24 protein-coding genes are annotated in these 22,717 nt (G+C 31.7%); 13 read left to right on the top strand and 11 right to left on the bottom strand.

The features are described 5' to 3' along the window. The first annotated feature begins 22 nt into the window (after positions 1 to 22). From QZZ48_RS00525 to QZZ48_RS00490, 8 genes are all read left to right on the top strand, one after another. The gene (locus tag QZZ48_RS00525; RefSeq protein WP_294960583.1) at positions 23 to 334 is read left to right on the top strand and encodes a hypothetical protein; all 312 of its coding nucleotides are present in this window, start codon (positions 23 to 25) and stop codon (positions 332 to 334) included. Between the two features lie 28 nt (positions 335 to 362). Further along, the gene (locus QZZ48_RS00520) at positions 363 to 1,127 is read left to right on the top strand and encodes a phosphatidate cytidylyltransferase (protein ID WP_294960581.1); all 765 of its coding nucleotides are present in this window, start codon (positions 363 to 365) and stop codon (positions 1,125 to 1,127) included. Further along, positions 1,128 to 2,198 carry a 1-deoxy-D-xylulose-5-phosphate reductoisomerase gene (gene dxr, locus QZZ48_RS00515; RefSeq protein WP_294960578.1) on the top strand — a complete coding sequence of 357 codons (1,071 nt, stop codon included), beginning with the start codon at positions 1,128 to 1,130 and terminating at the stop codon, positions 2,196 to 2,198. Continuing rightward, a complete protein-coding gene (locus QZZ48_RS00510; protein WP_294960575.1) occupies positions 2,198 to 2,323 on the top strand; it encodes a hypothetical protein in 126 nt (41 codons plus the stop codon). Before dxr ends, QZZ48_RS00510 begins: the two co-directional genes overlap by 1 nt. Before the next feature lie 155 nt (positions 2,324 to 2,478). Further along, a complete protein-coding gene (locus QZZ48_RS00505; protein ID WP_294960572.1) occupies positions 2,479 to 6,234 on the top strand; it encodes a restriction endonuclease subunit S in 3,756 nt (1,251 codons plus the stop codon). Further along, a complete protein-coding gene (tsaD, locus tag QZZ48_RS00500; protein WP_294960571.1) occupies positions 6,231 to 7,208 on the top strand; it encodes a tRNA (adenosine(37)-N6)-threonylcarbamoyltransferase complex transferase subunit TsaD in 978 nt (325 codons plus the stop codon). The genes QZZ48_RS00505 and tsaD overlap by 4 nt, the downstream gene beginning before the upstream one ends. A gap of 200 nt (positions 7,209 to 7,408) precedes the next feature. Beyond that, entirely contained in the window at positions 7,409 to 7,924 is a 516-nt protein-coding gene (gene tpx, locus QZZ48_RS00495) for a thiol peroxidase (protein ID WP_294960569.1), read from the top strand. A 199-nt stretch (positions 7,925 to 8,123) separates the two neighbouring features. Then, positions 8,124 to 8,879, top strand: coding sequence for a TIGR04219 family outer membrane beta-barrel protein (locus QZZ48_RS00490; RefSeq protein ID WP_294960566.1), 756 nt, complete (start codon positions 8,124 to 8,126; stop codon positions 8,877 to 8,879). Positions 8,880 to 8,916: 37 nt separating this feature from the next. Here the strand turns inward: QZZ48_RS00490 and QZZ48_RS00485 are convergent, their stop codons facing one another. The 5 genes from QZZ48_RS00485 to QZZ48_RS00465 all read right to left on the bottom strand — a co-directional run bounded on the left by QZZ48_RS00485 (position 8,917) and on the right by QZZ48_RS00465 (position 12,064). Then, complete coding sequence (locus tag QZZ48_RS00485) at positions 8,917 to 9,738, bottom strand: DUF4405 domain-containing protein (RefSeq protein ID WP_294960564.1); 822 nt, start codon at positions 9,736 to 9,738, stop codon at positions 8,917 to 8,919. Next, positions 9,739 to 10,035: a hypothetical protein gene (locus tag QZZ48_RS00480; RefSeq protein WP_294960561.1), complete on the bottom strand. Its 297-nt coding sequence runs from the start codon at positions 10,033 to 10,035 to the stop codon at positions 9,739 to 9,741. It abuts the gene before it with no gap. 76 nt (positions 10,036 to 10,111) lie between these two features. Next, complete coding sequence (locus QZZ48_RS00475; protein WP_294960558.1) at positions 10,112 to 10,930, bottom strand: UDP-N-acetylmuramate dehydrogenase; 819 nt, start codon at positions 10,928 to 10,930, stop codon at positions 10,112 to 10,114. Continuing rightward, positions 10,930 to 11,196, bottom strand: coding sequence for a flagellar biosynthesis protein FliQ (gene fliQ / locus QZZ48_RS00470; RefSeq protein WP_294960555.1), 267 nt, complete (start codon positions 11,194 to 11,196; stop codon positions 10,930 to 10,932). The genes QZZ48_RS00475 and fliQ overlap by 1 nt, the downstream gene beginning before the upstream one ends. A 4-nt stretch (positions 11,197 to 11,200) precedes the next feature. Continuing rightward, positions 11,201 to 12,064: an MqnA/MqnD/SBP family protein gene (locus QZZ48_RS00465; RefSeq protein WP_294960552.1), complete on the bottom strand. Its 864-nt coding sequence runs from the start codon at positions 12,062 to 12,064 to the stop codon at positions 11,201 to 11,203. Positions 12,065 to 12,221: 157 nt separating this feature from the next. On the opposite strand from QZZ48_RS00465, the gene recA reads away from it, so the two are divergent. The 5 genes from recA (at position 12,222) to QZZ48_RS00440 (ending at position 16,248) form a co-directional block, all read left to right on the top strand. Further along, positions 12,222 to 13,259 carry a recombinase RecA gene (recA, locus tag QZZ48_RS00460; protein ID WP_294960550.1) on the top strand — a complete coding sequence of 346 codons (1,038 nt, stop codon included), beginning with the start codon at positions 12,222 to 12,224 and terminating at the stop codon, positions 13,257 to 13,259. Between the two features lie 16 nt (positions 13,260 to 13,275). Then, positions 13,276 to 14,541 carry a phosphopyruvate hydratase gene (gene eno / locus QZZ48_RS00455; RefSeq protein ID WP_294960548.1) on the top strand — a complete coding sequence of 422 codons (1,266 nt, stop codon included), beginning with the start codon at positions 13,276 to 13,278 and terminating at the stop codon, positions 14,539 to 14,541. A 9-nt stretch (positions 14,542 to 14,550) separates the two neighbouring features. Beyond that, a complete protein-coding gene (locus QZZ48_RS00450; protein WP_294960547.1) occupies positions 14,551 to 14,829 on the top strand; it encodes a hypothetical protein in 279 nt (92 codons plus the stop codon). 37 nt (positions 14,830 to 14,866) lie between these two features. Next, positions 14,867 to 15,514 (top strand): AMIN domain-containing protein, encoded by a 648-nt coding sequence (locus QZZ48_RS00445; protein WP_294960544.1) that lies wholly within the window; start codon positions 14,867 to 14,869, stop codon positions 15,512 to 15,514. Between the two features lie 125 nt (positions 15,515 to 15,639). After that, positions 15,640 to 16,248 carry a hypothetical protein gene (locus QZZ48_RS00440; RefSeq protein ID WP_294960541.1) on the top strand — a complete coding sequence of 203 codons (609 nt, stop codon included), beginning with the start codon at positions 15,640 to 15,642 and terminating at the stop codon, positions 16,246 to 16,248. 10 nt (positions 16,249 to 16,258) lie between these two features. On the opposite strand, the gene QZZ48_RS00435 is transcribed toward QZZ48_RS00440, so the two are convergent. The 6 genes from QZZ48_RS00435 to QZZ48_RS00410 all read right to left on the bottom strand — a co-directional run bounded on the left by QZZ48_RS00435 (position 16,259) and on the right by QZZ48_RS00410 (position 22,717). Then, on the bottom strand, positions 16,259 to 17,443 hold the full coding sequence (locus tag QZZ48_RS00435) for an AMP-binding protein (RefSeq protein WP_294960539.1): 1,185 nt from the start codon (positions 17,441 to 17,443) through the stop codon (positions 16,259 to 16,261). After that, on the bottom strand, positions 17,440 to 19,542 hold the full coding sequence (locus tag QZZ48_RS00430; protein WP_294960538.1) for a hypothetical protein: 2,103 nt from the start codon (positions 19,540 to 19,542) through the stop codon (positions 17,440 to 17,442). Before QZZ48_RS00430 ends, QZZ48_RS00435 begins: the two co-directional genes overlap by 4 nt. Then, on the bottom strand, positions 19,529 to 20,014 hold the full coding sequence (locus tag QZZ48_RS00425) for a hypothetical protein (RefSeq protein ID WP_294960536.1): 486 nt from the start codon (positions 20,012 to 20,014) through the stop codon (positions 19,529 to 19,531). The genes QZZ48_RS00430 and QZZ48_RS00425 overlap by 14 nt, the downstream gene beginning before the upstream one ends. Beyond that, the gene (locus QZZ48_RS00420) at positions 20,002 to 20,727 is read right to left on the bottom strand and encodes a lysophospholipid acyltransferase family protein (protein WP_294960535.1); all 726 of its coding nucleotides are present in this window, start codon (positions 20,725 to 20,727) and stop codon (positions 20,002 to 20,004) included. The genes QZZ48_RS00425 and QZZ48_RS00420 overlap by 13 nt, the downstream gene beginning before the upstream one ends. A gap of 509 nt (positions 20,728 to 21,236) precedes the next feature. Further along, positions 21,237 to 21,485, bottom strand: a complete 249-nt coding sequence (locus QZZ48_RS00415) for an acyl carrier protein (protein ID WP_294960533.1) — start codon at positions 21,483 to 21,485, stop codon at positions 21,237 to 21,239. Positions 21,486 to 21,487: 2 nt separating this feature from the next. Further along, positions 21,488 to 22,717 (bottom strand): beta-ketoacyl-[acyl-carrier-protein] synthase family protein, encoded by a 1,230-nt coding sequence (locus QZZ48_RS00410; RefSeq protein WP_294960532.1) that lies wholly within the window; start codon positions 22,715 to 22,717, stop codon positions 21,488 to 21,490.

Genomic DNA, 22,717 nt, shown 5'->3' with positions numbered 1-22,717 from the left:
AAAAAGCGTAAAGGAGAACAAGATGGCTATAGGTGCAATAGGAAATGCGATTTTTGCAAATCAGATGACTGCTGCTGTGTCTTCTGTTCAAAATGCGCATAATAATCGTGTAGACTTTCAAAATATGGTAGCTCAAGCAGCTGCAAATGAAAAAGAAGAAAAAGTTCTTGCCGTACGTCCTGCCGAAGAAAACCAAGAAGTAGACCCCGATAGAGAACATCAAAAAAATGAAGCTGACCAAGAGACTTCTAGAGCTAAACATGAAGATCATGAAGATGAAGAAGAGAATAAAGAGAGTGAGTACCCTATATACAAACTAGATATTAAAGTCTGATTTGGTATAATCTCCCAAAAGGAAACTCATGGGAATTTTTAAAGCTCTAAGCTCAAGTAAAGAGAGAGTAGTCACTGGTTTGGCTCTTCTTGGGACAGTTTTGGTTATAGGTTTAATAGACAATTATTTTTTAATGTGGTTAGTTCTTGGTGCGGTTTATTTAATAGCATTTAAAGAAGCTCTAAAACTTTTTGAGATAAAAAATGATTCACTTACTATGTATGCCCTTGGCATCTGGCTTCTTGCTGGCATCTACCCTTATGGTGATGATCTTTTTGTTTTAGCCGGTGTTGCTTATGCAAGTGCTGTTGCTTTTAACAAAGAAGTTACATGGAAAAACTTTTTCCCGTTTATCTACCCTACAGCAGGAATGCTATTTATATTTACAATGTACCAAGAGTATGGAATGATTTCACTATTGTGGTTACTAGTAATTGTAGCAATGACTGATGTTGGAGCTTATGCTGTTGGTAAGAGCATGGGTAAAACACCTTTTTGTGAGACTTCTCCAAACAAGACTATGGAAGGTGTTGTTGGCGGAATAATTGTCGCAACACTTTCAGGTATGTTTGTAGGCTTAAGCATCGTTGATTTAGGTGCTTCTTTTATCATCTCTTTTATGGTTGCTACGAGTTCTATCTTTGGAGATCTTTTTGAGAGTTCTCTTAAAAGAGCTGCAAATGTAAAAGACAGTGGAGATATTCTTCCCGGTCATGGTGGTATTCTTGATAGAATAGATGGTTATCTATTTGGTGCTATTGTGATGCTTGTACTTTTAAGAGGACTTGTTTAATTGGTACTACTTGGCTGTACAGGTTCTATTGGTGTAAATACACTCGAAGTTGCTAAGAAGTTCAACATAGATGTTGAAGTCTTAGTATGTGGAAAAAATATAGAACTTTTAAATAAACAGCTTTTACAACACTCTCCTAAGGTTGTAGTCGTTGCAGATGCAAACGACGTACACAAGGTAAATCACTCAAATGTACTCTGGGGTTCTGAATCTATTTTAAAAGTAATACAAGACTCTGAGTCAGAACTTGTAGTAAATGCGCTTGTAGGTTTTTTAGGTCTTAGACCAACTCTTAGTGCCTTAGATGCAGGCAAGAAAGTTGCTCTTGCAAATAAAGAATCACTTGTTGCTTGTGGTAATTTTATAGATACAAGTAAAATTCAGCCAATAGATAGTGAACACTTTGGTCTTTGGTATTTGATGCAAGATAGACCTGTGCAAAAAATGATTATCACTGCTAGCGGTGGAGCATTTCGTGACTGGGATATTAATAAACTTCAAAATGCTACTTTAGCAGATACTCAAAAACATCCAAACTGGTCTATGGGACAAAAGATTACAATAGATAGTGCAACTATGGTAAATAAGATGTTTGAACTCTTAGAAGCTAGATGGCTTTTTGGTGAGGGTGAGTATGACTCTATAATAGAGACTAAGTCACTTATTCACGCTTTGATTGATTTTAAAGATGGTTCAACTACTGCACACTTTGCTCATGCTTCTATGCAACTTCCTATTGCTTATGCACTTGATGAAAAGATGAATGAAAAAATCTTAGAACATGTTGATTTACTCAAAGTTGGCTCTTTAGAGTTTCGTGAAATAACAACAGATAGATATCCAATCTGGGAAATTAGAAAAGAGTTACTGAAACATCCATCTCGTGGTGTTGTTGTAAATGCAGCAAATGAAGCAGCAATAGAGATGTTTATAAATAAAGAGATAGGTTTTATGGATATCTCTAAAACTATAATAAAAGCCTTTGAAAAGTTTACACAGATGCCATCAAGTGTTGATGATGTATTTGAGATAGATGCACAGGTTCGTAGAGTAGTTAGAGAAAATAGATAATGACAGATCAGCTTGATAAAGCTACTAGCGGTGGTGACTTTTTAACATGGGGCATAATGTTTGGTTTGCTTGTAATAGTTGCCATTGGCTTAGCTATTTGGGATATAAAAAGTCGTAAAGAATAGATATATTCATAATTATGGTAAAATTCAATCCAAAAATATAAAGTAAAAGTTATAAATTTATATAAAAGTATGACAATTTGTCATACTTTTTGCTGTTGGCTATTTATTTAAAATAGAATAACTAAGAATTAAAGATAAAGTGAGTTGAAATGCTAATGGATTCAAATCAGAAAGACTTGATAGTTAAACTACAGTTTACACCAAAAGAAAATAGCATCAATATCTACCAGAAAAAATATTCAAATCATGATGATTATCATATAGAAATAGATTTAGACAAGAATAGTATTGATTTTGGAAAAACTATCTTTTTTAATGATTCTAAAAATAGCACTCAAAAAGTCACAAAAGCAGAAGACTTAGTTGTTCTAGAATGTGTAGATAGACTGCTTAGTAAAGGTTATAAACCAAACAACATAATATTAGAAAAAGTATATCCATCTGGACATGGAACAAGTGGAAGACTGGATATTTTAGTAACTCGTGAGGATAACTCTGCATATATGATGATAGAGTGTAAAACTTGGGGAAAAGAATTTGATAAAGCGTTTGCAAAACTAAATAAAGATGGCGGACAACTTTTTACATATTTCCAGCAAGATAAAGATGCGGAAGTTTTGGTCTTGTATGCTTCAAAACTTGATGATGACATACAGTATATAAATCAAATTATTAAAATAGAAGATGAATACAGAGCTACAAGTAATGTAAAAGACTTTTTTGATAGATGGAATAAATTACCAAAAAATAATGGTGTTTTTGAATCTTATACAAACCCTTATGAGTTTATAAGTAAAGCCCTAACAAAAGAAGATTTAAAAGCTTTAAAACAAGAAGACAGCAGTCTCATATTTAATAGATTTTTAGAAATTCTAAGACATAATGTAGTGTCAGATAAGCCAAATGCTTTCAATAAAATATTCACTCTTTTCTTATGCAAAATAATAGATGAAGATAGAGTTGATAATGAGCAACTTCATTTTCAATGGCTAGAGGGTGAAGATACTCATATATCATTTCAAAAAAGATTATCAGACCTTTACAATCGTGGTATGAAAGAGTTACTAGAAAAAAATGTTACAGATATTAGTGATAATGAATTTGATAAACGTTTTGCACAAGTTGATGCTAAATATAAAGATGAATTTAAAGATATACTAACAGAGATAAGACTAAAAAAGAATAATGAATTTGCTATTAAAGAAGTGTTCGATGATGACTCTTTTAAAGAAAATGCAATAGTTGTAAAAGAGATAGTAGAGTTACTTCAAGCTTATCAAATTAGATATAACTATAGACAACAATTCTTAAGTGACTTTTTTGAGCAGTTGTTAACAACTGGGCTTAAGCAAGAATCTGGACAATTTTTTACACCTGTTCCTGTGGCAAGGTTTATATTAAAAAGTATACCAATAAACAATATGATAGAAAATAAAATTCAAAATGCTGATAAAGATGACTTGTTACCTGCTATTATTGACTATAGTGCTGGTAGTGGACACTTTATAACTGAATCTATGGAAGAAGTTCAAAGGTATATAGATACAATTGATGATAGTAATTTAAAAGCTACAACTAAAAAAACTATAGCTTACTGGAAAAATTCTAAATATGATTGGGCAGAAGATTATGTATATGCTATTGAAAAAGATTACAGACTTGTAAAAACAGCAAAAGTTAGTTGTTATCTTCATGGAGATGGTTTAGCTAAAGTAATTCACGGAGATGGATTAGCAGATTTCTCTACTGCAAAAGAGTATAAAGATAAACTTACTAAAGTTGACAAAACTTACCATCAAGATAACAAGCAATTTGACATAATAGTCTCTAATCCTCCATATTCAGTATCTGCTTTTAAAAGTATGATGGATAGTGAAAAATCAAAAAATAATTTTGAGCTTTTTGATAAATTAACAGACCAAAGTAGTGAGATAGAGACTCTTTTTATTGAGAGAACAAAACAGCTTTTAAAAGATGGTGGAATTGCTGGAATAATTTTACCAAGTAGTATTTTAAGTAATAGTGGAATCTATGCAAAAACACGAGAAATAATCTTTAAATATTTTGATATTGTAAGCATTACCGAACTTGGGTCTAATACCTTTATGGCAACTGGGACAAATACAGTGGTTTTATTTTTACGAAGAAAAAATAATGCTGACCATATAAATATAAAAGCATCTGTAGATAAACTTTTTGAGAATAAAAAATATATAACTATTAATGGAGTGGAAAAGCCACTAGTAAAATATATAGATCATGTTTGGGAAGATATAAGCTTAGATGATTATTTAACACTTTTAGATAAAAATCCAAATGAAACAATTCAAAACCATGAACTTTATCAAGCGTATGATAAAAAATTTGGAGATATTGAAAAGATCATAAATTTTGAAAATGAAAAACTGTTTTATTTTATAAGTGCATATCCTCAAAAAATAACTTTAGTAAAAACAGGTGAGAAAAAAGAAGAAAAAAGATTTTTGGGTTATGAGTTTAGTACAAGAAGAGGTAGTGAAGGAATTCACCCTATCCAAAGAGCTAAGAGTATAGATGAGTGTACATCATTGTATGATGAAACTACTTTTACAAATAGTTTAAAAGCAAATAGTTATATATATAGTGCTTTTAATGGTGAGTTCAAAGAGATAGATGAGAGCTTAAGAGATAATATTTCTTATATTGATTTAGTAGATATGATGACTTTTGATAGAGCTGATTTTGAAAAAAATATCTCTTTGAGTGTTAAAAAAAAAGTGAAAAGTCAATGGAATATATTTAGACTTGGAGATATTTGTGACGTAAGAGATGGTACACATGAAAGTCCAACGTTTGTAGACATAGGTTTTCCACTAATTACATCTAAGAATATAAGTGGAAATAAATTAGATTTTACAAATGTAAAAAATATTTCTCAAAAAGATTTTGATGATATAAATAAAAGATCTTTAGTAGAAAATGGAGATATATTATATGCAATGATAGGTACAATAGGATTTCCAGTTATTGTTAATACAAGTAATAAATTTGCAATTAAAAATGTCGCTTTATTTAAATTTGATAAATCACAAAAACTTAATAATGCATATTTAAAAGAACTACTGAATCATGATATTATTAAAAACCAAATACTACATGAAACAAAAGGAAGTAATAGAAAATTTGTTTCATTATCAATACTAAGAGATTTGAAAATTCCATTACCACCAGAAAGTATCCAAGAAAAAATTGTGAAAGAGATTGAATTATTAGAAAAACAAGGAGAAAAAACTATTGATGCAATAAATATTTTGAAAAAAGAAATTACTAAGATTATTGATAATTCTTCTGGAAAATTAACTAAACTTGAAGATATAACCACAAAAATAGGAAGTGGAGCAACACCAAGAGGTGGAGAGGGCGCTTATAAAGTGAGTGGAATTAGTTTAATTAGAAGTCAAAATGTGTATGATAATATTTTTACCGATAAAGGTTTAGCTTTTATAGATGAAGAACAGGCAAAAAAACTAAACAATGTAACAGTTGAGGAAAATGATATATTATTTAACATAACGGGGGCATCTATTGCAAGATGTGGTATCGTTGATAAGAGATACTTACCTGCAAGGGTTAATCAGCATGTATCAATAATTCGTACAGATGAAAAAGCACTTTCAAAATATGTACAGATGGTTTTAATAAGTTCTAAGTATAAAAATAAATTATTAGAAATTGGTGATGGTGGAACTTCAAGGGAAGCAATCACAAAATTACAATTAGAAGAATTTAAAATTCCACTACCGTCCATAGAAGAACAAACAGAGATAGTAAAGAAAATAGAATTTATAGAAAAAAAGATAGAAAAAAATAATAAAGAATTAGCGGATATTCCCAAGCTAAAAGAAGATATTTTGGAGAAGTATTTAAAATGATTCTTAGTATAGAAAGCTCATGTGATGACAGTGCTATTGCAATTACAGATACAAAAACAAAAAAACTTCTTTTTCATAAAAAAATATCTCAAGAACTAGAACACTCTGTTTATGGTGGAGTAGTTCCAGAACTAGCAGCTCGTCTTCATGCAGAAGCACTTCCTAAGATACTAGCAGAGTGCGAGCCTTACTTTAAAGACTTAAAAGCTGTAGCTGTAACATCTACTCCAGGTTTGGCTGTTACACTCGTAGAAGGTGTAACAATGGCAAAGGCAGTTTCCGTTGCTCTTGATATCCCTCTTATTGGAGTGAATCATCTTGTTGGGCATATCTACTCTCTTTTCATTGATATGCCAACACAATTTCCTATGACTGTTCTTTTAGTTTCTGGCGGACATACACAGGTGATGGAAGTAAAATCATTACAAGAGATTAAAACAGTCGCTAAAAGTATGGACGATAGTTTTGGTGAGAGTTTTGATAAGGTTGCTAAGATGATGGGACTTGGTTATCCTGGTGGACCACTTATTCAAGAACTGGCAAAAAATGGTGATAGAAAGAAATTTAACTTTACTATTCCTCTCTCTCAATCTCCTCTAATAGCGTTTTCATATTCAGGACTTAAAAATGCGGTTAGACTCGTTATAGAAAAAACAAATGAAGAAGATTACAAAGATGTCGCTGCATCTTTTGAGCATATTGCTTGTGCTCATCTTACTCAAAAACTAAAAAAATACTTTAAAGATGTGCAACCTAAAACATTTGCTATAGTTGGTGGAGCAAGTGCAAACTTGTATCTACGCTCACAAATTGAGGAACTTTTAAGACCTCATGGAGCACAATTACTTCTTAGTGAACTTAAATATTGCTCAGACAATGCCGCAATGATAGGCAGAGTAGCAGTTGAAATGTATGAAAAGAAGATGTTTAGTTCTTTAGATGAGCTAAGCAGTTCCCCTCGTAGTAATCTTTAGTAAAAATAATTTTTAATTGTTTAAACTTAGGCAGAACTTAGTCAAAAACAGTTCTTTTCTAAATAAGAGTATTTTTATCCGATTTAACATATAATTCCCCCGTCCAATTAATAGATCACAAAAAGTGATTAACTTGTTACACAGAAACACTGCAGTAACAAGATATAATATAAAGTGAAAAAAAAACAAAAGGAATTAAAATGGCAACAGTAACGTTTAAAAATGACATCGTATGTAATCTAGCAGGTAATGAAGTAAATGTAGGTGATACAGCACCAGTAACAACAGTAGTAAACTGTGATCCAATGCTTCAAGATGAGCAAATTGGTGGAACTGGTAAAGTTCAACTAGTAGTAGCAGTACCATCTTTAGATACAGGTGTTTGTGACGCTGAAACAAGAAGATTTAACACTGAAGCAGCAGCTTTATCAGGTGTTGAAGTTATTACTGTTTCTATGGATTTACCATTTGCAGCAGCTAGATGGTGTGGTGCAGCTGGCATTGAAAACTTAAAAGTTTGTTCAGATTTTAGAAACAAAGATTTTGCTAACGCTTATGGTGTACTTTTAGCTGATGGTCCTTTAGCTGGTATTACTGCAAGAGTTATTTTTGTAGTTGGTAAAGATGGGAAGGTGACTTATAAGCAAGTTGTTCCTGAAATTACAACTGAGCCTAACTACGAAGAAGCTTTAGCTGCTGCAAAAGCTGCACTTTAATTAAAACCCTTTAGATAATTTTCAAAAGCTACTTAACTTCCCCTTGAGTAGCTCTTGGCGCCATTGGTGCCAAAGTTAAGTGAGTCGATAACTCATTTTTTTCTTCCTCCTTTTTTAGGGCCTTGGCCCTAATTTTACTCTTTAAACTTTACCTCCGAGAGACTATGATATAATTATATAAAATAGATAGGAGCATTTAATGAAAAAAATTCTAACTGCCTTGGCTTGTGCAAGTCTAATGGCAATAACTGCTAATGCAGATATTGCAAGACTAGAAATGGGTGTTGGCTTTATGCAACAAAATACTTCAGGTAAAGTGACATACACTAAGAGTGGAGCAAATGGTTCTTATTCTTCAGATGAAAAAGATAGTACTCAACCCTATGTTTGGGCTATTATTAAACACCCGATTCCAATTATTCCTAATCTAAGATTAGAATATATAACTTTTGAAGATTCAGGAAAAGCCACTGGTAAGTTTGAAAATTTTGATATTTTGTCAGATGTCAGTAAAACTACTTTTGATATTACAGAGTATGATATTATCCCTTATTACAATTTATTAGACAATACTTTTTGGGCAACTATTGATGTTGGTTTAGATATTAAAATAATGGAAATAGATTACGAAGCAAAATCTGTTGGTGTTTTTGCAGGAGATAAAGATAGTATCTCTGTAATTCTTCCTCTTGGATACATAAGAGGACGTGTAGAAATTCCAGGCACAGTAGTAGGATTAGAAGCAGATTTAAAATATGTTGAATATGGTTCAAGCAGTGTGTACGACGCTCGTATAAAAGTTGATTATACTTTTGATATGTTCCCTATCGTTCAGCCGGCTATAGAAATTGGATATAGAGCACATAAGGTAGATATTGATGATAGTGCTTTTGGAGATTTAAAAGCAGACTTAGAATTCTCAGGTTTTTATGCTGGTGCAATGCTTCGTTTTTAAAAAAAACAGTTATTAATAAAGAGGCCTTAACGCCTCTTTATTGCAAGCCTTTTAATTTCTCATAGAGTTGCAGAGGTGTAATATCCAGATTATTAGCAAGCTCTTTCATCCTAGACTCGGATGAAACTTCAAGACCTTGTGTTAGTAAAAATTTCATAGACTTTTCAAGACTTATCTTATTCATACTAGCTAATTCACTAAGCGTTCTTCGTCCTAAAAAATCAACCTTATCATCACTCTTTGAAGTCTGTTCTGGCTTTATAATATCATATATAACTTTTGAAGATATATCATTTTGTTTTGAAATATCTAACAGTTTTTGTTTTGGCGAATCAACTTTTATACTCTTTTCTTGTAAAAGTTGCATCGCTGTTTTTGTGTCTATCCCAATACGTTTTGAAAAAGATTCTAATGATGACTCTTCAGCATGACCATAAGGAGGAGAACCATATTCTTTTTCCCAATAGGACTTGATATTATCATTTAAATCTAGAACACTTTTAAATGGCTGGATTCCACTTAATGTTCCTGCTACAAAAAGTATATTTAGACCAAGAGCAATTAAAAGCTCTTTTTTAAAAAATGTAAGTTTTTTGCTACTATCTTTGATATAACTGATAAGTGGCTTCCAGTTGTAGAAGATATGCCAAATAGTAACTACTAAGAAAAGAACCATAGAGGTGATGTGAATATCACCATATTGAGTCTTAGTAAGTCCAAACATCTTCCAGTTTGCCCAGTAAGCAATCTTTCCTTTTGGAACGATGTAAAGCATTATCCCAGTAACACTCATAACTAAAAAGGAAAAAGCAAGTGTTAAGGAAATGAGTTTTCTCATAACAATTTTATTATTGTTCATTTAGGGATTCCTCCCTTGTCCTCGTTTACTTCTAGAATTTGCCTGATGAGTTTGAAACTCTTGTTTATCGATATTACCATTATTATTTGTGTCTATATCGCTAAACTGAGGTGCGTTGTTCGCATTTCTCATCATCTTACCAGAGTTTGCTTGTTCTTGCATTCTTTTTTGTTGAGCAAGGTTAAACTCTTTTTGAGTTATTTTACCATTACCATCGCTATCAAAGTTTGAATACGAAGGCATACCTACCGCTAGAGCACCTGTAACCATTAATGTTACAATTAACAAAGATTTCATCTTTAACTCCTTTTGTTTTCTTTAGTTAAATTGTAGTCCTTCTATATTAACGATATATTAATGATTTTAATGATAATTATAAATTTAATAGAGCTGAGTCCTTCCCCATATATCTTTTATCTAAAACTAGAACTTCGCATTCGAGCCAGATGCCAAACTCATCAAAAACTTTTTTTTGAGACTCTTTAATAAGAGTTATTGCATCTTCAAAGACTCCACCACCGCAATTTACTAAAAAGTTTGCATGTTCAGAGCTAAACTCCATTCCACCAACACGCTTTGCTTTTAATCCAACTGCTTCTATAAGTCTACCAGCATAATCGCCTTGTGGATTTTTAAAACAACATCCTGCACTTGGTGTGCTTGGTTGATTGGAGCGCATTGTTTTGAAAAGTTCTACTTTCTCTTCATCATAGCCATACTCAAGAGTAAAGCTAGCATCTAAAATAGGATCTTTAATATTTGTATATCTGTATCCAAAGTCAATCTCATTTTTATTCAATGTAGCTTTTGTAGTAGAGATGCTAAGTAAATTATTAAATATTTCATACTCTTTTAACCCAGCATTCATGTAAACTAAACCACCAAGAGTTCCCGGTAGATGCGAGACAAATTCAAAGTTTTTTATATTGTGCTTTTTACAAAATGAAGCTATTTTCCCAGATGGAGTTGAAGCTCCTATTTTAAGAGTATTATCTTCTATTTTTATATAATCATATTTTTTTGAGAGTTTTATAAGTTTTGGAGGCTGTGTACCCATAAGAATATTGTTGCATGAACCTATAAGATAGTACTCTGAAGTTAAATCGCTTGGGTCTTCTAAAAGAGATACTTCGAGAGTCTCTCCTATATTTATAGAAGAGAATTTTGAAAAGTTAATTTTTTTTGTTTTCATTACTCTATGAATTCTGGCATCATATTAAATATATTTGTTGCAAAATCTGTCATAGAGTTAAGCATCCAAGGCATAGTAAGAATGATAACAATAACAACTCCTAAAATCTTAGGAATAAACGAAAGCGTCATTTCATTAATCTGTGTGGTTGCTTGAAAAATACTAACTGCTAAACCTACAAGCATACCTGTTAAAAGACCAGGCAATGCTAATAAAAGAGCGATTTTAAATGTTTCAACTCCAAGGGCAATTAGTTTAGCTTCCATAATATTATGAGTTCCTAATCTCTTCATACTCAGTTGGAATCATAAAGTCTTCTACTTTTACAGGTGCATCATAAAAACCATGTTTATAACCGAGTTCAAATAGTTTATCAATAGCTCTGTATTGAATCTCACTTAAAGTTATAGATTCGTCATTTGCATATAGTTCTAGATACTTATCAAGTGTAGCCGCGTCAATACGAACAAGGTCTCTCTCAATTAGCATTTTAGATAGTCTATCTTTATGGTCACGTGCTACTTGTACAGCTTTTGTTAGAGTTGCTTCGTAATCTATAGCTTTGTTAAGTGGTAGTGAGCGACGAATTGCCATACCACCAAGAGGAAGAGGAAGTTCTTCTCCAGCTAACTCTTGCCAAATATCCCACATCTCACGTTCAACTTCGAGTGCGCTATCATAAGTTAAGATACTCTCATGAATTAAAACACCAGCATCTACTACACCATCAAGTACAGCTTGCTCAATCTCTAAGAAGTTCATATAAGTAACTCTAGCATCTGGATAAGCGATTCGAAATAACATGGCATTTGTAGTGTGTTTTCCGCTAAGAGCGACTTTAAAATTTCTTTTAAGTTTTGCGCCTTTTTGCTTAATAAGTTTAGGACCATAACCCTCACCAAAACTTACAGCTGTTCTAAGAGGAGCGTACTCTTCTTTTATGTGAGGATACAGAGCAAAGCTTATCGCAACTATGTCATAAGTGCCCTTTAGAGCATCTTCATTTAGTGTTTGTATATCTTTAGCTATGTTGTCAAATAGGGTGTTTTTCATATCTACCCAACCGAATTTGATGGCATAATACATGAAGATATCATCAGCATCTGGGGAGTGCGCAATTAAAGTTCTTTTCATAAACTAGATTTTAACCAAATAAGGATAAAATTCCACTAATTTATATATAAATTCTATATAAAAGAAATTCACTAAAAATATGACATTTTGCAATGTTTTCGTAAGAAAATAAAAAATTGCCATACAATAAGTCAAATTTAATATAAGTGAGCCCAAGATGGACGCAAACAAACAAAAATCATTAGACTTAGCAATGAAACAAATCGATAAGGCATTTGGTAAAGGTGCTTTAATGAGATTGGGCGACAAGAATATTGAACCGATTAAATCAATAAGTACTGGTTCTATTGGTCTTGACTTAGCACTTGGCATAGGTGGCGTTCCTCAAGGAAGAGTTATTGAGATTTATGGGCCTGAAAGTTCTGGTAAAACAACTTTAGCACTTCAGATAACTGCTGAATGTCAAAAAGATGGAGGAGTTTGTGCATTTATAGATGCTGAACATGCTCTTGACCCAATTTATGCTAAGAACTTAGGTGTAGATGTTGAAAACCTACTTGTTTCACAACCAGATTATGGAGAACAAGCTTTAGATATTGTTGAAACTATTGCAAGAAGTGGTGCTGTAAATTTAGTCGTTATAGATTCTGTTGCTGCGCTTACACCTAAGTCTGAGATTGAAGGTGAGATGTCAGACCAAAATGTTGGTGTACAAGCTCGTTTAATGTCAAAAGCACTTCGTAAGTTAACAGGTGTTCTTAGTAAAATGAACTGTACAGTAATTTTTATCAATCAAATTCGTATGAAAATTGGTATGATGGGTTATGGCTCTCCGGAGACAACAACTGGTGGTAATGCACTGAAATTTTATGCATCTGTTCGTATAGATGTAAGACGTATAGCTTCACTTAAACAAGGTGAGAGTCAAATTGGTAACCGTGTAAAAGCAAAAGTTATTAAAAATAAGGTTGCACCACCATTTCGTCAAGCAGAGTTTGATATAATGTTTGGAGAAGGAATCTCCAAAGAGGGTGAACTTGTTGATTACGGTGTTAAACTAGACATTGTAGATAAAGCAGGTGCATGGTTTTCATATGAGGAAACTAAGCTTGGTCAAGGACGTGAAAACGTTAAAGCTAAGTTCAAAGAAGAACCTGAACTGGCTAAAGAAATAGAAGAAAAAATTAAAGTAGCTATGGGTGTAACAAATGTTATGGTCATGGATACTTCTGAGATAGATGACTCAGATACATAATACAAGGAAATGTTAAATGTTTATAGATAGTGTAAGTGCGATTGAAGTAATGGATTCACGTGGTAACCCAACGGTTAAAGCGACAGTAGAATTAAGTGATGGAACAGTTGAGAGTGCAATTGTACCTTCAGGTGCTAGTACTGGTAAACGTGAGGCTTTAGAACTTCGTGATGGCGGTGATCGCTACATGGGTAAGGGTGTTTTGACAGCAGTTGAGAATGTTAACTCTCAAATCTCAGACGTACTAATAGGTCTTTCACCTTTTAATCAAGCTGTAATAGATGCTACGATGAAAGAACTTGATGGAACTGACAACTATGGTAACCTTGGAGCTAACTCTGTTCTTGGTGTTTCTATGGCTGTTGCTCGTGCTGCTGCTAAGAGCTTAGGTATGCCACTTTATCGTTACCTAGGTGGTGCAAATGCACTTACTATTCCTACTCCTATGTTAAACATTATCAATGGTGGTTCACACGCTGATAATTCAGTAGACTTTCAAGAGTATATGATTGTTCCAGTTGGATTTGAAGATTTTGCTGAGGGACTAAGAGCATCTGCTGAAGTTTACCATAACTTAAAAGCTATTTTAAAAGTTAAAAAACATAATACTGCACTTGGTGATGAGGGTGGTTTTGCACCAGACCTTAGTTCAAATGAAGAACCAATTGTAATAATTATGGAAGCAATTGAGAAAGCAGGATATAAAGCTGGTGAGCAAATTGCTATCGCTTTAGATGTTGCTGCATCTGAAATTATTGCTGATGGTGGGTATAGACTAGAATCAGAAAATCGTACTGTAACTTCTGCAGAGTTAGTAGATTATTATGTTGATTTATGTGCTAAATACCCTATTGTTTCTATAGAAGATGGTCTTAATGAAGATGATTGGGATGGTTTTAAATTAATGACTGAGAAACTTGGTGATAAGATTCAAATTGTTGGTGATGATCTTTTTGTTACAAATGCTAACATCTTATCAAGAGGTATTAACGAAGGAATCGCAAACTCAATTTTGATTAAGCCAAACCAAATCGGTTCAGTTTCTGAGACTATGCTTACTGTTCGTCTTGCTCAAAGAAATGGTTATACTTGTGTTATGAGTCACCGTTCTGGTGAGAGTGAAGATGCTTTTATAGCTGACTTTGCTGTAGCACTTAACTGTGGTCAAATCAAAACTGGTTCAACTGCTCGTGGAGAGAGAACTGCTAAGTACAACCGTCTTTTAGAAATAGAAAATGAAGTTGTATATGGTGAATACTTAGGTTCTGAGCTTTTTAATTAAGATAATAAAATGCAAAATGAAGAACTTTACGAAGATATAGACACTTCCCAAAGTATCACTCAAAGATACATGGGACTTTCTTTAACAAAGTTCTTAAGTCTAGTGCTAATAGTCTTAGCGCTAGGAGTTTATCTAGGTATACTTCTTTATGGAACAAACTCTTTAGAAGTTCTTTTTGGGCTTCAAGACTATGAGACTTACCTTCAAGACGAAGTTTACAGACTAAAAAGTGAAAATGCAGAGCTTCAAAGAGAGTTTTTTGAACTCAAAGAAATTTCTGCGCAGTAACTTGTTATAATGTTTACAAATTAATTCAGGGGTTGTTTTGATTAGAGTTTTATTTATTTCACTTTTTTTACTAATCACTTTAGAAGCTCGTGAAAATCCATTTTTTCCTGCTAAAGGTGAAAAAGACATTCCTTATACTTCTAACAATGTAAAATCATTAGAAGCACTAAAGCGCTCTTCAATAACTCTTCCATCATCTGCAAGAATAATTAAAAAAGTAACAATAGAGTATGCAAACTTAGATGCAAGCATAGAGACAAAAAGTATAATTCTTGATAACTCTATAGACTGGCATCTACCTATATTTATATCTCAAAGTTACGCTCAAACAGAAAATAAAACAAAACAAATACAAGCAACAAGTAAAAAAATTAAATCTATAAAATATAAACAAATTGCGTCTGTAAAATATGCAAAATTCCTATCTTCAAATAAAACTCTTAAAGTTCTAAGTAAAGACAAAATAATAAGAAACTTTTTACTTGTAAATCCTCATAGAATAGTTCTAGATTTTAAAAGAGACGCTAGTCTAAAGAGTTACATAAAAGAAAATAAAAAAGGTATATTTACTAAAGTTAGAGTTGGTAACCACTCTGGTTATTACCGCGCAGTAATAGAACTTGATGGACAGTATAGATATAAAATGCAAAAAATATCTAATGGATACCTTTTTAAATTACGATAATAAATCAAAATAATTTCTCACTAAAGAATATTCTAAAAGACAAACTGTTTATTTATATCATTTAAGGTGTGCTGTGATTTAATTTAGATAGTATTATTTTATTAAATAATTAAAGGAAATTATCTATGAAAAAAATTATCTATTCTCTTGTTATATTTGCTTTTGCAATAGGCTTTAGTGGCTGTTCAGGATCAATTAAAAATATGACAGCTTCTGCTCCAAATAAACTAATAGAAGCGCCAGCAAGTGGCAAATCAAAAATAGTTTTTATGCGCCCAAGTACTCTAGGATATGCTATTCAATCTAGTGTTTTCAAAGTGGACAACAATGTAACATCAATTGTTGGTATTGTTGCTGCAAAGAAAAAAGTTTCTTATGAACTAGATCCTGGAAAGCACTTGTTTATGGTTATTGGAAAAAGTGCAGATTTCATGTCTGCAAATTTAGAAGCTGATAAAATATACTATGCATTGGTAACGCCAAGACTAGGGTTTTGGAAAGCAAGATTTTCTTTGGCCCCAGTGCATTTAAAACAATTGAGTTCAGAGAAATTTACTACATGGCTAAAAGAATGTCAACTAGTTGAAGTGAATTCTGATACACAACAATGGTCAATTGATAACGCTGAAAGTATTCAATCTAAGTATAATGAATATTACAAAGACTGGATGAACAAAGAGGCCTATAAAAGACCATTGTTAACAGAAAATGATGGTCTTAAAAGTTTAGAGTAAGTATTGTACGTTAAAAAATTACTTTACCCATTGAAGAGTAGTTGATTGTATCAACATATTCTACTTTAAATGGAATAGTAAGAGTTCCAAAATTTTGTGCAATTTTTTCTTTTATAAGTTTTTTGTCTATTTTATTTTCAGTTTGTAAAGTAATTAAAATTTGTTCACTTCTTAATAACTCTTTTTTATAAACTAAACTAACTACTGCTTTAACTACACTAGGAATAGTCTCGATTATAGACTCTATTTCTAATGCAGAAATCCTTTTTCCAGCTATTTTTATAAGCTTATTAGCTCGTCCTAAGAGTGTAAATTTATTATCATTTATTTCAACTATATCTTGAGTTTGAAAAGGTTGTCTAATCTCTTTAATAGTATTTTCTAAAAGGTACTTAGATATGAATGGAGAACTAAGAGCTAACCTTTCATCTTCACTTTTTATATCTACATACATTAGACTATCCCACTCTTTATTAATACCTTTTTTATAAGCTATTCCACCAGTCTCTGTTGAGCCAAATAGTTGTATTAGTGTAGTCTTATACCTATTTTGAAAAAGAGTTACATCATCTAGATGCAGAGGGCCAGTAGAGGATATAAACAAGCTCTTAGTTAGTTCTTTGTCATCACTAACTTTGCAAAGTGCTTTTATAAACAAGGGAGTTGTAATAATTAAAGTATCATCATATGAAGCTTCTTCAAGTAATTCATATGGCAAAAAATCTTCTTTAACAATTAGAGAGATATCCTCTAGATGCAAAGGTAGCAGAAGTCCTGCTAATATCCCGTATATATGAATAAAAGGGACGCTTACAACAACACGTTTAATATTAAAATCATTTAACAAATTCTTTAGTACTTCTACTTCTTTTAAAATGTTTTCTTTGCTTTTAAAAGCACCAACCGGAAAACCAGTGCTTCCAGATGTAAAAAAAAGAAGTTTTGCAATCTTATTTACTTCATTCATACCTTCAAAACTATTAAGATCATTTTCTTTGTAAAACTTTAGAAGTTTAGTATGATTTTTGTCAAAGAGAACAATCTTTTGTCCGCTATTAAAGGCAGGTATAAAAGCTTGTACAAACTCTTTTTTAGAACTAGAATCTATATTTATCCAATTGTTTGTAATTTCTTGAGTGAGATTCAAATTTATGATTTCTCTTGAAGAATCTTTATGAATATATTCTAAAGTCACTTTTGACTCCTAATAAGTATAAAAATTGATATAACACCTAAGATAATGACTATTCCAATAGACTGCAATGCTACTATAGAGCTAAAAGCTAATACTCCAAAACCTGCAAAAGTACTAAGTAAAGAGTATCTTATTGCTAAAATAGTATTAGATTTTTTACTTGTATTACTCATGTAAATTCCGTAGTCAATCCCAATAGCTATTAGTATAATAAGAGAAAATAGATGCATAAGATTTATAGTGTAAATAGCACTTAAAATAGCAAGTACAAAACTAGAAGGAAATATTATATAGTTTAAAGCGTATAAAAATTTTGTCTTTACACTAAAGAAAAGTAGTATGAAAACAGCTGTAATAACTAAACTGGAATATAAAGCTAAATCATCATACATCTTATCAGCTTGTTGGGAAAACATCTTTTTAACATCTATATCTGATACAAAACTAAAGATAGAGGCTTTTGACATATCATCTATAAAAGCCATAGTATAATAAGTACTTTTATCATTGTATATATAGAGATTATAAGAGTTGAATATTTCTAGATTAGGTATTTTACATTTTGGTATATCTTTAGTGAATGAATATGCATCTTTAAAGTAAGAGTCTCTAAATCCTATCTTAGAAGCTTCAATATTTAAGATGGTGTTTAGATTTGAGAAATCATAATTTTGTAGTAACTTTCTTCTTTTCTCACAGCTTTTTTTGTCTTGAACAAAAGAAGCTAAAGAGAAGCTACTAGGGAGTTCATAATGTAGTAAATGAAGATTATTCATAAGTTCATCTTTTGACTTTGCTTGTATGATTACTGGTTTTAGATTTGTTTTTATGGATGATTTAAAAAAGTTTTCTGTATTTATAAGTTTTGTATTTTGATAGTCTAAATTTCTAATATTATTATCTAGAGAAAGATTATATATACTAAAACTTATTAGCATAAGAGAAAATATAAAAAAAGTAGAAGATGATAATTTTTTAGACTTAGAACTAATAACTGCATCTTGTCTATACTCAGATATATTGAGTTTTTTGAAAATAAACGTAAACAAAAAATAAGCAAAAGATAGCGAAAGAACTGCGAAGAAACTTATTTGTGAAATAATTGGAATAGGGATTAAAGAAAAAATTCCAAAGGCTACTGTTGTAGTTAAAAATCCATAAAGAACATTTTTATCTACGATACTTTTATCTTGATAGAAGTTATGAAAATAATAATGAAGAAGATAATCAATGCTAACCGCGGTTATACTCATACCAAAAGCTAAGGATAAAACATTGAAATTTGGATATAACATAGTACTAACAAGAGTTGCAGATACCATAGAAGAGAATAGGGCTAATAATGTATGTGAGAGTAAGCGAATATTTTTTATGAGTATATAGTAAATTAGGATTAGAACTATGGACGATAGAAGAATTATCCATTTTACATCAGCTTTAATCTTTGTAGAATTTTCAACCGTATAAAAAAATGGAGCGAAAGCAACAACATCAGAATACTCATTTAAAATTGAGTTTACTTCTTCATATAAAATTTTTGCTTTACTAATATCAGAGGCGGAAACATCAGTACTTACACGCATAAGATATCCATACCCTCCAAGTGCTAAATACTCTCCCTTATGAGAGAGGCTTGTCTTTTTTCTTTCTAGATTGAAAAGCTTCAGAGGATCATTTTTATCAATATTTGAGTAAAAAATATTTGTGGTCATTTCATTATAAGAATTTTGAAGTTTCTCTCTTATACTTTGAGCGTTTTGAATTTCATCATTAAAAGAAGTTAGAAGAGGGTAGTTTTTTTTGTAGTAATCAAGTTGCTTCTTAGAAGGTGTTAAAGTAGATTGTACGCTTTTTATGCCATCCAGCTTATTTAACTTTTTGGAGAGTTCAAGAAGCTTTGTTTTTGAAGAATTATCAAAGCCTTTTACTGCGATTAGCATCTCTTTGGAGTAGCCTAGTTTAGAAGCAATATTTAACTTCTTGATGGATTCCTCAGACGCAAATAGTGATAGTAAGTTTGTAGATATATTTATATGTTCTTTAAGTAAAAAAGCTAGCCCAAGAAGAAGGGTAAGAATTATGTAGTTAGCGTATTTCATTATCTATTTTTATTGTTATTTCATCACTGTTTTTCAAAAAAAGTTTTACTTCTTTTATTGTATTCTTATCTTTACTCAATTCAATTGAAGAAACGAAATAACTAATACTTCCTATTGGTTTTAGTATGCTTTTTTCATTAATAGTTTCTATATCAAACATGCTATTTAATAACTCATTATCACCACTATGAAGTAAAAATACTGTTTCTAGGTATTGAGTAATCTGTTCACTTCGCTCTTCATCAAGAGGGACTACTTGCATGTCTTCTTTATAAGTTAGTATTGAATCATTTAGCTGCAGAGTTTTTTTAGCATCAACATAGTTTATAGATAAACCATTTTTAAAAAAACTAATCTCACCGTGAAGTTCCATGCTACTACCCAGAGCATCACTATATCTAAGTTCAGTAAAGTTAAAAGTATTTGCATTTGCTATTAAAAAGCTAAAAATTAGTATGATTATTTTTGACATGACTCACTCATTATTTTATATGTGTATTTTAGCATATCGTTTTCATTAGAAAACTTATCTGGATAGATAGCATCTAATGTCCGGACTCTGATCTTTGATTCTCTATTGTGTGAGAAACAAAAATTTCCTTTTGAGAGAATATCTCCTGTTCCTTGGATAACTACTGGAACAATAGGTTTATTCATCTTCATAGCTAAACGAAAAGCACCTTTTTTAAATTTACCAAGAGTTATTCCATTGCCACGAGTACCTTCTACAAAAAAAACTATATTTCTATTTTCTTTTAGCATCTGCTCAAATTCCATGTATGTATTATTAATCTTGCCAAGGTTTCTTTTGTCTAAATGTCTTATTCCTATAAGGTGACCTACTTGAGAGATAAATGGAATTTTTTTAAAATTCATATTAGTCATAATTATATATTTTTTTATAAAATAACCCAAGATAGGGTAGTCTAAGTTTGACTGATGTGTTGAAACATAAATAGCACTATCTGGAAGATTCTCTGACAAATTGATATCAAGTCTGATTCCAGGCATAAGAGCAAAAAAGATTTTGTAAATTACAGAAGACAGATATTGAAACTTATCTTGAGGGTACTTATCAAATGGATAAAAGAGTGCATAAATGATTAGTGAGGGGAATACGAACAACCCAATAAGACCAAAAAAAAGTATAAATGCAAAACTACTTGCTATACAACCTAATCGCATAGAACCTCCCATAAAGTATCTGAATAATCAAAGATATAAAGAAAAACATATACCAACCTGCAGAGCTATAAAATGCCCAAAAAACATCATCATAAAAAATAAGTGCAAATTGGAATATAGTAGATATAGAAATAACCCAAACCCAATATTTATCGCCATTTTTTAAAAAAGCAATCTCTTCTTTAGCTAATTTTTTTGGATAAAATTTTTGTGTAAATTTAAGAATGAGTTCTCTTTTATTAATTGTAGCATCAATAAAGAGAGTAAGAAACATCATTGAAATAATAACTGGAATAAATTTAATTATTGTAAAACTGGCAAAAAAGTATGAAATTAAAAGTAATGAAAAGTATATAGTTGGAATTAGTAAGTTTTTAGAAAATTTATGTTTTATGTATGTGAATATAAAAAGTAGTATTGATAGGACGATATATATGCTAAGAACTACTTTAAATTCAAAGTAGTGTAGAAATATTAAAAAGCTTGGAGCAAAAAGTAGTGTAAAGACACTACTCATCTTCATTAGCAGCTAAAGCGAAATCACACACATCAGATATTGTTCTAATGTCTTTCATCTCTTCTGTTTTTATCTCGATACCTAGCTCTTTGTCTAGTGTAACCATTAAATCTATAGCATCTAGAGAGTCTAGTTCTAAGTCTGTAAATAAGTTGGCTTCCATTTTTATATCATCTGCTTCAACTTCAAACTCTTCAACTAATACAGATACTATCTTGTCATATACATCTTCACGTGTCATTATTATTTACCTTTGTAGTCTTTAAAAATAAGTGAGCTGTTAATCCCACCAAATGCAAAGTTATTATTCATCGCAATTGTAATATCTTTTAGCATGTTTTTTCCTAAAACGTTGATATTTGCGCAATTTTTATCTAATGTTTTAAAGTTCATTGTTTTTGGTAAAAATGACTTGTTTAATGCAATAAGACAGATAATGCTTTCAACAACACCACATCCGCCTAGAAGATGTCCCATATGACCTTTTGTACTACTAACTGGTGTCTCAGAGCCAAAAAGATTAAAGGTAGCATTTGATTCTGCTATATCTCCCATTTGAGTTGCAGTAGCGTGAGCATTAATATATTCAATATCTTGTGCTTTAATACAAGCATCTTCTAGAGATGTCTCCATTACCTGCATCATTCCCTCTTTAGATGGAGTTGTTATATGCTCGCCATCACAAGATGTTGCATATCCAATTACTTCTCCATATATCTTAGCATCGCGAGCTAAAGCGTGTTCAAGTTCTTCTAAAACTAAGGCGCCACTTCCTTCTCCTAATACTAATCCATCACGACTCTCATCAAATGGACGAGATGCAAGTGTTGGTTCATGATTATGTTTTGTAGCTGCAGCACCCATAACATCAAAAACTCCACCAGCTAAATAATGAAGCCCTTCAGCCCCACCACATATCATGATATCACTCATCCCATATTTAATACTTTCATAACCGGCTCCAATTGCTTGTGCTGATGATGTACAAGCTGAACATGTAGGAATATTACGACCTTTAATTGAGAACATCTGTGCTAAGTTTGCAGCTACTGTATGGCTCATTATTTTTAGAAATGCCATAGAATTTTGTCCTCTAAAGCTCATCTTCTCTTTTACTTCGGGGATATACTCAAAAAGAGTTTCATTTCCTCCCATAGTTGAACCAAAGGCAATACCACATCTTTTTGAACTAAGAGTTTCTTGGTTTAAGTTTGCGTCATTGATTGCATCTGAAGTTGAGACTGCACTAAGTTGAGCTACTCTATCCATTGAACGGCGGTATTTTCTTGGAATAGATTTTAAATCAACATCCTTTACTACACCGGCAATTTTTGTTCCGAAATAATCTATTTCATCCCACTCAGGAACATACTCAATCCCACATTTCTCATTCTTTAAATTTTCGTAAAGTTCTTCATAGCTATTTCCTAGTGGTGAATTTAAACCAACACCTGTGATTACAACTCTTCTCAT

The sequence above is a fragment of the Sulfurimonas sp. genome, assembly GCF_016744025.1.
Classification (GTDB): domain Bacteria; phylum Campylobacterota; class Campylobacteria; order Campylobacterales; family Sulfurimonadaceae; genus Sulfurimonas.
This window is presented reverse-complemented; position numbering and strand designations above follow the sequence as displayed.

Excerpts from the sequence above, each read along its gene's own strand:
- tsaD (WP_294960571.1), top strand. The coding sequence starts at position 6,231 with ATGATTCTTAGTATAGAAAGCTCATGTGATGACAGTGCTATTGCAATT.
- QZZ48_RS00510 (WP_294960575.1), top strand. The coding sequence starts at position 2,198 with ATGACAGATCAGCTTGATAAAGCTACTAGCGGTGGTGACTTTTTAACA.
- QZZ48_RS00440 (WP_294960541.1), top strand. The coding sequence starts at position 15,640 with ATGAAAAAAATTATCTATTCTCTTGTTATATTTGCTTTTGCAATAGGC.
- eno (WP_294960548.1), top strand. The coding sequence starts at position 13,276 with ATGTTTATAGATAGTGTAAGTGCGATTGAAGTAATGGATTCACGTGGT.
- QZZ48_RS00410 (WP_294960532.1), bottom strand. The coding sequence starts at position 22,717 with ATGAGAAGAGTTGTAATCACAGGTGTTGGTTTAAATTCACCACTAGGA.
- QZZ48_RS00480 (WP_294960561.1), bottom strand. The coding sequence starts at position 10,035 with ATGAAATCTTTGTTAATTGTAACATTAATGGTTACAGGTGCTCTAGCG.
- QZZ48_RS00490 (WP_294960566.1), top strand. The coding sequence starts at position 8,124 with ATGAAAAAAATTCTAACTGCCTTGGCTTGTGCAAGTCTAATGGCAATA.
- QZZ48_RS00430 (WP_294960538.1), bottom strand. The coding sequence starts at position 19,542 with ATGAAATACGCTAACTACATAATTCTTACCCTTCTTCTTGGGCTAGCT.
- QZZ48_RS00525 (WP_294960583.1), top strand. The coding sequence starts at position 23 with ATGGCTATAGGTGCAATAGGAAATGCGATTTTTGCAAATCAGATGACT.
- QZZ48_RS00450 (WP_294960547.1), top strand. The coding sequence starts at position 14,551 with ATGCAAAATGAAGAACTTTACGAAGATATAGACACTTCCCAAAGTATC.
- recA (WP_294960550.1), top strand. The coding sequence starts at position 12,222 with ATGGACGCAAACAAACAAAAATCATTAGACTTAGCAATGAAACAAATC.
- QZZ48_RS00420 (WP_294960535.1), bottom strand. The coding sequence starts at position 20,727 with ATGCGATTAGGTTGTATAGCAAGTAGTTTTGCATTTATACTTTTTTTT.
- tpx (WP_294960569.1), top strand. The coding sequence starts at position 7,409 with ATGGCAACAGTAACGTTTAAAAATGACATCGTATGTAATCTAGCAGGT.
- QZZ48_RS00505 (WP_294960572.1), top strand. The coding sequence starts at position 2,479 with ATGGATTCAAATCAGAAAGACTTGATAGTTAAACTACAGTTTACACCA.
- QZZ48_RS00425 (WP_294960536.1), bottom strand. The coding sequence starts at position 20,014 with ATGTCAAAAATAATCATACTAATTTTTAGCTTTTTAATAGCAAATGCA.
- fliQ (WP_294960555.1), bottom strand. The coding sequence starts at position 11,196 with ATGGAAGCTAAACTAATTGCCCTTGGAGTTGAAACATTTAAAATCGCT.
- QZZ48_RS00485 (WP_294960564.1), bottom strand. The coding sequence starts at position 9,738 with ATGAACAATAATAAAATTGTTATGAGAAAACTCATTTCCTTAACACTT.
- QZZ48_RS00475 (WP_294960558.1), bottom strand. The coding sequence starts at position 10,930 with ATGAAAACAAAAAAAATTAACTTTTCAAAATTCTCTTCTATAAATATA.
- QZZ48_RS00520 (WP_294960581.1), top strand. The coding sequence starts at position 363 with ATGGGAATTTTTAAAGCTCTAAGCTCAAGTAAAGAGAGAGTAGTCACT.
- QZZ48_RS00465 (WP_294960552.1), bottom strand. The coding sequence starts at position 12,064 with ATGAAAAGAACTTTAATTGCGCACTCCCCAGATGCTGATGATATCTTC.
- QZZ48_RS00415 (WP_294960533.1), bottom strand. The coding sequence starts at position 21,485 with ATGACACGTGAAGATGTATATGACAAGATAGTATCTGTATTAGTTGAA.